This window comes from candidate division KSB1 bacterium, from assembly GCA_022562085.1.
Classification (GTDB): Bacteria; Zhuqueibacterota; Zhuqueibacteria; order Oceanimicrobiales; family Oceanimicrobiaceae; genus Oceanimicrobium.
On record JADFPY010000178.1, the window covers coordinates 1 to 8,846 of the forward strand.

The following is an 8,846-nucleotide window of genomic DNA, read 5'->3' on the forward strand; positions in this document are numbered from 1 at the left end:
AATATTAATTAAGGAATTGTGCTTGTTAATTGTCGATTGAATTCAACTTAGATAATTTATCAAACTCTTCCGTTTGACTTTGAATTGTGTGGGCCCAATCGCTTACTTCTTTTACTACCGCAAAAGACATATGACCTTTTATTGAATGGTGAAGTTCTTGAACTCCTTTTTTAACATCCTTATCGCGCAAGTCAAGGTTAAGTCACTTAGAAGCGCTGGTATTTCAATATCTTCTAGAAGTATTTTACTTCAAAGTCATTTAATAATAATTGATGTTTTTAGCAAAATCAAGAAAAAATCGCCTGAATCGAGAAAAAGTTAGACCACTCGAAGAACGATATTAAATCCCTCTTGAATTTCAATTGTAAATTTGTTATTATGTGCCATGCTTAAAAAACTCGATCACATCGGAATTGCGGTAGATAACCTGGAGGCTTCAGTAAAAAAATACGAACAAATTACCGGTAAAAAGTCGGGCGGGAAAGAAGTGGTGGACGAGCAGAAAGTGGCTACGGTTTTTTTCCCCCTCGGCGAAACCCGGCTCGAACGTTAGGGTGATGCCGAAGCGGGAGTTGATTTTATTTCAGCGGGTGCCTTAACCCATTCGGTGCTGGCTCTGGACTTGTCGCTCTTGGTTAAGATGCTTGAATGTAGAGCACCAAATCCATTTTCAGAGGCACTCAGGCAGTAAGGGCGTGCAACGACTGGTTCTGTGCTTTTTTGATTATGCAAATACCAGACGATGGCCTTTAGGCACTGGGATTGGGTCGTTGAATTCTTTTGCTGTTTGAATCCAAAGCTCTACGGCTGACCTTATATTGGCCAAAGCTGCTTCGTGAGTGTCTCCATGGGCCAGACAACCAGGAAGCTCTGGTACTTCAGAAATAAATGCTTTGTCCTCCTCACTCCAATAAATAATGATTTCATACTTATCCATTATAATTTGCCTCCAAGCTTATATTTGAGAATTACATTTCGTACTTGACGAACTTGATATGGCTTTGCCTTATTTCCATCTTTTTGTAAGTTGATTTTCTCTTTTACACCTGCCATTCGAAAAATATGATGACTTGCTTTTGTTCTCTCTTCGAATCCAAGACCAAGTAGAAGGTAACACAAGTCCTTAAATGCGATATTTGCATCACTTGTACCACGCAAAATTTGGAGTAGAAGTTTCTCTGCTTTGCTCATAACGCCAATTTATATTACACTCACGATTTATGCAACTCTGTTTTCAAACACAGAACAAGATGCTCATGGCTTCATCCTTGTGTTTTTACTTCGGAGCCATTTGAAAATAATTGATGTTTCTAGCAAAATCAAGAAAAAATCGCCTGAATCGAGAAAAAGTTAGTCCACACAAAAAATGACATTAAATCCCTCTTGAATTTCAATTGCAAATTTGCTATTATGTGGTGCCATGCTAAAGAAACTCGATCACATCGGAATTGCGGTAGCTGATCTGGAGGCCTCAGTTAAAAAATACCAACAAATTACCGGTAAAAAGTCGGGCGGGAAAGAAGTGGTGGCCGAGCAGAAAGTGGCTACAGTTTTTTTCCCCCTCGGCGAAACCCGGCTTGAGCTGTTAAAAGGCACTCAGCCGGATTCGCCCATTTCAAAGTTTATTGAAAAACGCGGCGAAGGCATTCACCACATTTGCTTTGAGGTAGAGAATTTAGCTCAGTCAAAAACAGACATGTCCAAAACGGGTCTGCAGTTTATAGAAAATATTTCCGAGGCCGGCGCCGCCGGCTCAAAAGTCGCATTTATTCATCCAAAAAGTACCGGTGGCATTCTGATTGAGCTGGTAGAATACCCAAAAGGAGACGCGGTTTAGTGTCTCAGTATAAATTGGTACAATTGCGGACAACACAATTTATGATCTCCATAAAAACGAAAAGCGAGGAGCCCTTCGGCTGCGCTCAGGACAGGCTCCGAGGGAAGAGCGACCCAGATGCAAGCTCGCTCATCGCTCATCAAGTTCCTCAGGTGCGACCAGGGCTCCATAAAAAGTACTCCAATGATGAAACGGTGTACTAGAAAATGACCTCTGCTCAATCGCCGCAAGAGAAGCTAAACACTCTCCCCAAAAAGCCCGGTTGTTATTTATTCAAAGACAAGAATAATAAAATCATTTACATTGGCAAAGCCAAGGTCCTGCGAACTCGCGTGCGCTCGTATTTCCAGGACAGCAGGTTTGAGGGGCCAAAAATTGAGAGACTGAAGACCAGGATTGCTGATTTCGAAACGATTGTCACGGATTCGGAGACGGAAGCGCTGATCCTCGAAATGAATTTAATCAAAGAATATAAACCCCGTTACAACATCAACCTGAAAGACGATAAAAGTTATCCGTACATCCGGGTGACCAAAGAACGTTTTCCCAGAATTTTTCCCACCCGTACAATTATTCGAGACGGTTCGCGCTATTTTGGGCCGTACACGGACGTCCGCTCGATGCGAAATTTGTTGAAATCGGTGAAGCGCATTTTCCCGATCCGGAGCTGCAACTACGATTTGACCGAAGCGGTGGTGGCAAAGAAAAAATACAAGCTTTGCCTGGATTACTATATTAAAAAATGTGACGGTCCCTGTGAAGGCCTGGTGGGGGAGGAAGAGTATAATTCCATGGTCGAACGAATCGTCAATTTCATCAACGGCAAAAATAACCAGGTGGTTCGGGAGCTGCAGGAGAAGATGTGGAAATTGTCGGCTGCGCAAAGATATGAAGAGGCGGCGCGGTTTCGTGAGCAAGTGCAATCGATTCAGAATTTTCAATATAAACAAAAAGTTGTCACCGACGAGGACCTGGATAGAGATATCGTTGCAGTCGCAGTAGATGATGACGATGCTTGCGGCGTCGTCTTTAAAGTTCGTGACGGGAAGATCCTGGGCCGGCAGCACTTCTTTTTAAACGGGGTCGCTGAAGAAGCTTTTGAGTCTGTTGTGACTTCGTTTTTGAAACAATTCTATTTAAAATCTGATTTTGTTCCGGAAGAAATCCTTTTACCGACTGAAGTGGAAGACGCAGATGAGGTCAAGCAGTGGCTGTCTGAAGAAAGAGAAAAGGCCGTTAAACTGTTGAACCCAAAAAAAGGCCAGAAAGCCAAGCTTGTTAAAATGGCTCTAAAAAACGCCCGGCTTCTGCTTGAGGAGTTAAAACTTGAAAAGCTAAAAGCCAAAGACTTTATTGCTCACAGTGTAAAAGCTTTGCAGCGAGACTTGCGACTGAAGGACCCGCCGCTGAGAATTGAATGTTTCGATATTTCAAATATTCAGGGAACAGACCCGGTAGCATCGATGGTTACTTTTGTGAACGGCAGGCCGAAAAAAAGCGATTACCGGAAGTTCAAAATACGAGTAAAGGAAACCCCTGACGATTTTGCCATGATGGCCGAGGCCGTTGAAAGAAGATACCGCGGTTCGCTTGCGAATAAATTAGATTCCCCGGATCTAATTTTAGTGGATGGCGGAAAAGGCCAGTTGTCGGCTGCAGAGCAGGTTCTAAGTAAATTAAACAAAACGGGCCAACCCATTGCAGCGCTGGCCAAGCGACTTGATGAAGTCTTCGTTCCTGGCGCCTCAGAGGCGCAAAATATTCCCAAAACCTCATCCGGTCTCAAGCTGCTGCAGCAAATTCGAGACGAAGCACATCGATTTGCCGTTACTTATCACAGAACTTTGCGTAAGAAACGTACAATCCAATCGGAGCTGGACACGGTTCCCGGGGTTGGCCCCAACAGAAGAGCTGCTTTAGTCAAGTATTTTGGCTCGGTTAAAAACGTAAAAGAAGCGACCGTTGACGAATTGGCAGCGGTTGAAGGCATTCCTGTCGATGTTGCAGAGCGCATCTGGAAGCATTTTCATTTTATGAAGAAGGCAGTATGAAAAACACAGTGTTCAGGTTTTCAGGTGTTAAAGTAGCAGAACTCGCCAGAGTTCTCGGCTTGTCCAACCCGAAGTGTGGCCACTTCGGCACCATCACTAATTTTCGACACCATCCGTCTATGGTTTTTGTAATATTCCTTTTACTGCCATTGAACCTGCTTGCTTTTGGCGGCAAAAAATACGATCCCACCACACTGGTTTATCCATCATTTTTGCACACAATGGGGATACGCAAGGCCACAAAAATGCATTTGATGATTTATACCGCAAATAGAGTGAAAGTCAAAAACCCCCAGGGCCTGGCAGTTGTTCGCTTAAATTCCTGGGAGGATCCAAAAGACAAAAATGACGATGATGACGTCACCGGATATGGGGTTAATTCAGGCATAAACGTCATCGTGTATAATAAATCCATGAGCTCGCTGGGTTTTTATGGATTAAATGAAAGCGGCGAAAGAAAACTTAATAAACCCACTGCGGTGGCAGCGAACGAACTCGGGGATGTTTATGTCGCAGATACCGGCAACCATAGAATCGTTCGGTTTTTTAACCCGAAAGCGAATCTTAAATTCCTTCGCGCAATTGGCGGTGAAGGCACAATACCCGGAAGATTCAAGTCTCCCCGGGGCCTGGCGATGGATTCAAATCATATGGTCTACGTGGCCGATACAGGAAACCACAGAATACAGGTAATTCGTCCTGACGACCAGCTTCATTTATGGTTTGGAGATCAAGGGATTGAGGACGGCGAGCTCTGGCATCCCGCCGGATTAGCCGTAACCAATGGAAAAGGGCGCTGGTCTTTTTATAAAGACAGCTTTATTGTGCTCGTCGATTTGGACGGAACGCGTATACAAAAATTCAGTTTAGAAGGCGAATTTATGAAAGCCATTCGTTTGCAGGATTTTGGCTTTGAAAGCGGGCAATTGCTTTATATGGCCATAGATTACTATAGCAATATTTGGGTCACCGATTTTGCCAATCACTGCATTCACAAATTTGATCGAAATCTAAATTACTTGACTTCATTTGGCAGAAAGGGTGGAGGAAAGAAGGAGTTCTTTGAGCCGCGGGGAATTGCTATTTACAAGAGATTTGGCCAGGTTTTTATTGTCGAGAAAGAGGCGGCGCAATACTACTGGGTGGGCACAGACATTTTAGATCTGGAGAGTAACCGGTTAGCTGACAAAGGAGTGGTTGAGCTCAATTTTACTTTAACAGAACCGACATTCATGACCTTAAAAGTCGAGGGGAAGGGCCTTAAGAGCAAAACTATTTTTGAAAAGAGGAAATATTTCACCGGGCCACGAAAAATTTACCTCGATGGAAATTGGAATGTCGTTGCTAATTCGAAAATTGAAAATCTTCGTCATCATGGAAATTCTTTGAATTCTAAATTTGCTAGAGTAGAGCCTGGAAAATATAAATTCAAAATAAAGGTGGAATCGACTTATTCATCTTATAAATATTTTTCTAAAGAAGTTGAAACTTCGATTTTAATTAACTAATTTAGGCCATGCCAGAACCGGAAGTCAACTTAGAATTAGCACAAGACCACGGCCTTTCAGAAGAAGAATACAAGCGCATTCTCGAGATACTGGGAAGGACGCCCACTTTTACCGAACTTGGGATTTTTTCGGTCATGTGGTCGGAACATTGCAGTTACAAGAACTCCATTGCTCTACTGAAAACATTTCCCAAGGAAAGTGAGCACCTTCTCGTTCAGCCTGGGGAAGAAAATGCCGGCCTTGTTGACATCGGTGGGGGTCTGGCGGTGGCGTTTAAGATTGAAAGTCACAATCACCCGTCGGCGGTGGAGCCGTACCAGGGTGCGGCTACCGGAGTTGGCGGCATTATGCGCGATATTTTTGCCATGGGCGCTCGTCCGATCGCTGCCTTGAATTCTCTTCGCTTCGGCTCTTTAGATGATGCCCGGGTCCGTTATTTGTTCAACGGTGTAGTAAAAGGAATTGGTGACTATGGGAACTGTTTCGGCGTGCCGACTGTTGCCGGTGAGGTTTATTTTGATGACAGCTATGAGGGTAACCCGCTGGTAAATTGTATGGCAGTTGGAATCGTGAAGCACGATCAGTATGCAAGCGCAATTGCGAAAGGAGCCGGCGCCCAGGTGATCATCGTAGGCTCTTCCACGGGACGGGATGGCATTCATGGGGCCACTTTCGCCTCCGAGGAAATCAGCGAGGAATCAGAACAGCGCAGGTCGCAAGTTCAAGTGGGCGATCCATTTACTGAAAAGCTGCTTCTTGAAGCGACCCTCGAAATGATAAATGAAGATCTCATTGTCGGTGTTCAGGACATGGGTGCCGCCGGTATTACTTGCTCAACAAGTGAAATGTCCGCGAAAGGGGAAAGCGGCATGGAAATCGATTTGGATCAAGTGCCCCTGCGTGAAAAAGGCATGACCCCTTATGAAATCCTGCTTTCCGAGTCTCAGGAGCGTATGCTGGTTGTGGCTAAAAACGGTAAAGAACAGGCGATACATGACATTTGTCAGAAATGGGATCTCAATTCCGCTGTCATTGGTCAGGTCAGTGATGCGCCCAACCTGAAAGTTACTCGTAATGGTAAAACAGTTGCAGAAATTCCGGCAGAGACTTTAGTGCTGGGCGGAGGCGCGCCCGTTTATGAAAGAGAAGCCCGAAAACCGGACTACATAGATGAGCTTCATGCTTTTGATTTAAATTCCCTTCCTCAGCCCAATGACTTGACCGCGGTTTTAAAGGACCTTCTGGCTTCTCCGAATATTGCCAGCAAAGAATGGGTCATTCAGCAGTATGATCACATGGTGCGTTCAAATACGGTTGTCCTGCCCGGCTCCGATGCCGCCGTTGTAAGAATCAAAGGTACCAACAAAGCCTTAGCCATGAAAACCGACTGCAATGGCAGGTATGTTTATTTGAATCCCGGAATGGGCGGAAGAATCGCCGTGGCTGAATCTGCCCGAAATGTGGTTTGCTCCGGCGCAAAGCCGATAGCAATTACTAACTGCCTGAACTTCGGCAATCCATACAAGCCCGATATTTACTGGCAATTCAAGGAAGCGATTGCCGGCATAGGCGAAGCCTGTCGGGCCCTTGAAACGCCGGTTACTGGCGGTAATGTTAGTTTTTACAATGAAAATCCCGAAGGCGCAGTTTACCCAACCCCGGTCATTGGCATGCTCGGCCTCATTGAAGACCTCGAGCATGTAACCACAGCCTGGTTTAAAAATGAAGGCGATGTGATTGTGCTCCTGGGCGAAAACAGGGGGGAAGTCGGGGGCAGCGAATACTTAAAAGTGCAGTTTAAGCAAATCGCCGGCGACTGTCCACAATTGGATCTCGATTTCGAAAAGCGACTCCAAAAGACCTGTTTGGAAGCCATCAAAAATAACCTGGTTGAATCGGCTCACGATGTGTCTGAAGGCGGACTCGCTGCTGCATTAGCCGAATGCTGTTTTTTAAATCCAAAAACTAATTTTGGCGCAACCGTAAATGTTGAAATTAAGCATCGACCTGACTTTGGATTGTTTGGAGAAGATCAATCGCGGATTGTGCTTTCTCTTAAAGAAAATTCCATAACCCCGCTTTATGAAATTTTCAAGAGATGTCAAATTCCAATGAAGGTGATTGGCAGGGTTGGTGGTTCTTCTTTGGTCATAAACGATTTAATTCACACTCCGATATCTAAGCTGGAGTCTATTTACCGAAATTCCATCCGAAACAAAATTGAGAATTAAAACTTAAAATGTACAAATCACCTGAAGAAATAAATGTCGTTTCAATTAACGAAGAAGAGCTTTCAATTCAACGAATTGTTGCTGTGGCACGTTACCTCACACGGGTTCAATTGTTCAAGGGGCCGAAGCGTAAAAAAGTAGAAAACGTCAGGGAATACGTTGAGGAAAACTGGTTAGGCGAGGACTCACCCCCTTTATATGGTTTCAATACTGGAATCGGTTCTCTTAAAAACGTTAGTATTTCGCATGAAAAATTAGCACAATTTCAAGAAAACTATATCAAATCCCACAGCGTTGGTGTTGGTGAACCTTTAGATGATGAGATAGTTCGAGGTGCAATGCTGATTCAAGTGAACTCGCTTGCTAAAGGTCATTCCGGGATTCGCCCGGTAATTATCGATAAGCTGATTGAAATGCTGAACAAGCAAGTGCACCCGGTCGTTCCTGGACAGGGCTCCCTGGGTGCCAGCGGTGACCTGGCTCCGCTTACTCATATTGCTTCGGTCTTGATCGGGGTAGATGAAGCAGAGATTTGGTTAGAGGGCAAAAAGGTTAAACTCCAAGAAATAAAAGATTCCACCGGGGTGATTAAGTTTAAACGTAATAACGAAGACGTGACCTTCCAGACAATTCCATTGGAAGGAAAAGAGGCGATAGCTCTTACCAACGCCACTGCGATTATGCTTGCTATTGCAGTTCATCTTATGCATGATGTCGATATTCTTCTTAAGAATGCCGATATCACTGCTGCATTAAGTCTTGAAGCCATGATGTGCGAGAAGGATGCATTTGCTCAGGAACTGCATCAATTGCGCCACCAGGAGGGACAAATCAAAACGTCCAGGAATATTCGCGCTCTTACCCAAGATAGCAAGCGTATGACCATCGAAGCTCGCCACGAATTTTTCAAAACAATAACAGAAGAGAAGTTAAAGCTACAACTTAAAAATACAGGCCTAGAAAATGATATAGCGACACTTTCGAGTTATAAATTTGATTATGAATTTGAAAAAATCCGTGTTCAGGACGCTTACTCGCTTAGGTGTGTTCCCCAGGTGCATGGGGCGTGCAAAGATGCCTATAATTATGTCAGAAAGATTGTAGAGCGTGAGATTAGGGCAGTTACTGATAATCCGCTTATCTTTGCCAAAAAAGACAGCCAAGGGTATGAGGTCAAAAGCGGTGGTAACTTCCACGGTGAGCCCCTGGCAATGGCTAT

The 8,846-nt window shown here is 44.4% G+C and carries 8 protein-coding genes; 6 read left to right on the top strand and 2 right to left on the bottom strand.

Annotation, left to right across the window (positions count from 1 at the left end; genetic code table 11):
* Window positions 1-385: 385 nt before the first annotated feature.
* A complete protein-coding gene (locus tag IH879_14285) occupies window positions 386-553 on the top strand; it encodes a hypothetical protein (GenBank protein MCH7676103.1) in 168 nt (55 codons plus the stop codon).
* A gap of 171 nt (window positions 554-724) precedes the next feature.
* Here the strand turns inward: IH879_14285 and IH879_14290 are convergent, their stop codons facing one another.
* Together IH879_14290 and IH879_14295 are read right to left on the bottom strand one after the other, a co-directional pair.
* Window positions 725-937, bottom strand: coding sequence for a type II toxin-antitoxin system HicB family antitoxin (locus IH879_14290; protein MCH7676104.1), 213 nt, complete (start codon window positions 935-937; stop codon window positions 725-727).
* The gene (locus tag IH879_14295) at window positions 937-1,191 is read right to left on the bottom strand and encodes a type II toxin-antitoxin system HicA family toxin (GenBank protein ID MCH7676105.1); all 255 of its coding nucleotides are present in this window, start codon (window positions 1,189-1,191) and stop codon (window positions 937-939) included. Before IH879_14295 ends, IH879_14290 begins: the two co-directional genes overlap by 1 nt.
* A gap of 229 nt (window positions 1,192-1,420) precedes the next feature.
* Between IH879_14295 and mce the strand changes: the two genes are divergently transcribed.
* The 5 genes from mce to IH879_14320 all read left to right on the top strand — a co-directional run.
* Window positions 1,421-1,837, top strand: a complete 417-nt coding sequence (gene mce / locus IH879_14300) for a methylmalonyl-CoA epimerase (GenBank protein ID MCH7676106.1) — start codon at window positions 1,421-1,423, stop codon at window positions 1,835-1,837.
* Window positions 1,838-2,043: 206 nt separating this feature from the next.
* Window positions 2,044-3,888, top strand: a complete 1,845-nt coding sequence (locus tag IH879_14305) for an excinuclease ABC subunit C (protein ID MCH7676107.1) — start codon at window positions 2,044-2,046, stop codon at window positions 3,886-3,888.
* Window positions 3,885-5,396, top strand: coding sequence for an NHL repeat-containing protein (locus IH879_14310; GenBank protein MCH7676108.1), 1,512 nt, complete (start codon window positions 3,885-3,887; stop codon window positions 5,394-5,396). The genes IH879_14305 and IH879_14310 overlap by 4 nt, the downstream gene beginning before the upstream one ends.
* Before the next feature lie 8 nt (window positions 5,397-5,404).
* A complete protein-coding gene (gene purL, locus IH879_14315; protein ID MCH7676109.1) occupies window positions 5,405-7,627 on the top strand; it encodes a phosphoribosylformylglycinamidine synthase subunit PurL in 2,223 nt (740 codons plus the stop codon).
* Between the two features lie 8 nt (window positions 7,628-7,635).
* Window positions 7,636-8,846 (top strand): aromatic amino acid lyase (locus tag IH879_14320; GenBank protein MCH7676110.1); only part of this gene is annotated, 1,211 nt, incomplete at its 3' end.

Coding starts and splice junctions, on each gene's coding strand:
- IH879_14285 (MCH7676103.1), top strand. CDS start 386: ATGCTTAAAAAACTCGATCACATCGGAATTGCGGTAGATAACCTGGAG.
- IH879_14290 (MCH7676104.1), bottom strand. CDS start 937: ATGGATAAGTATGAAATCATTATTTATTGGAGTGAGGAGGACAAAGCA.
- IH879_14295 (MCH7676105.1), bottom strand. CDS start 1,191: ATGAGCAAAGCAGAGAAACTTCTACTCCAAATTTTGCGTGGTACAAGT.
- mce (MCH7676106.1), top strand. CDS start 1,421: ATGCTAAAGAAACTCGATCACATCGGAATTGCGGTAGCTGATCTGGAG.
- IH879_14305 (MCH7676107.1), top strand. CDS start 2,044: ATGACCTCTGCTCAATCGCCGCAAGAGAAGCTAAACACTCTCCCCAAA.
- IH879_14310 (MCH7676108.1), top strand. CDS start 3,885: ATGAAAAACACAGTGTTCAGGTTTTCAGGTGTTAAAGTAGCAGAACTC.
- purL (MCH7676109.1), top strand. CDS start 5,405: ATGCCAGAACCGGAAGTCAACTTAGAATTAGCACAAGACCACGGCCTT.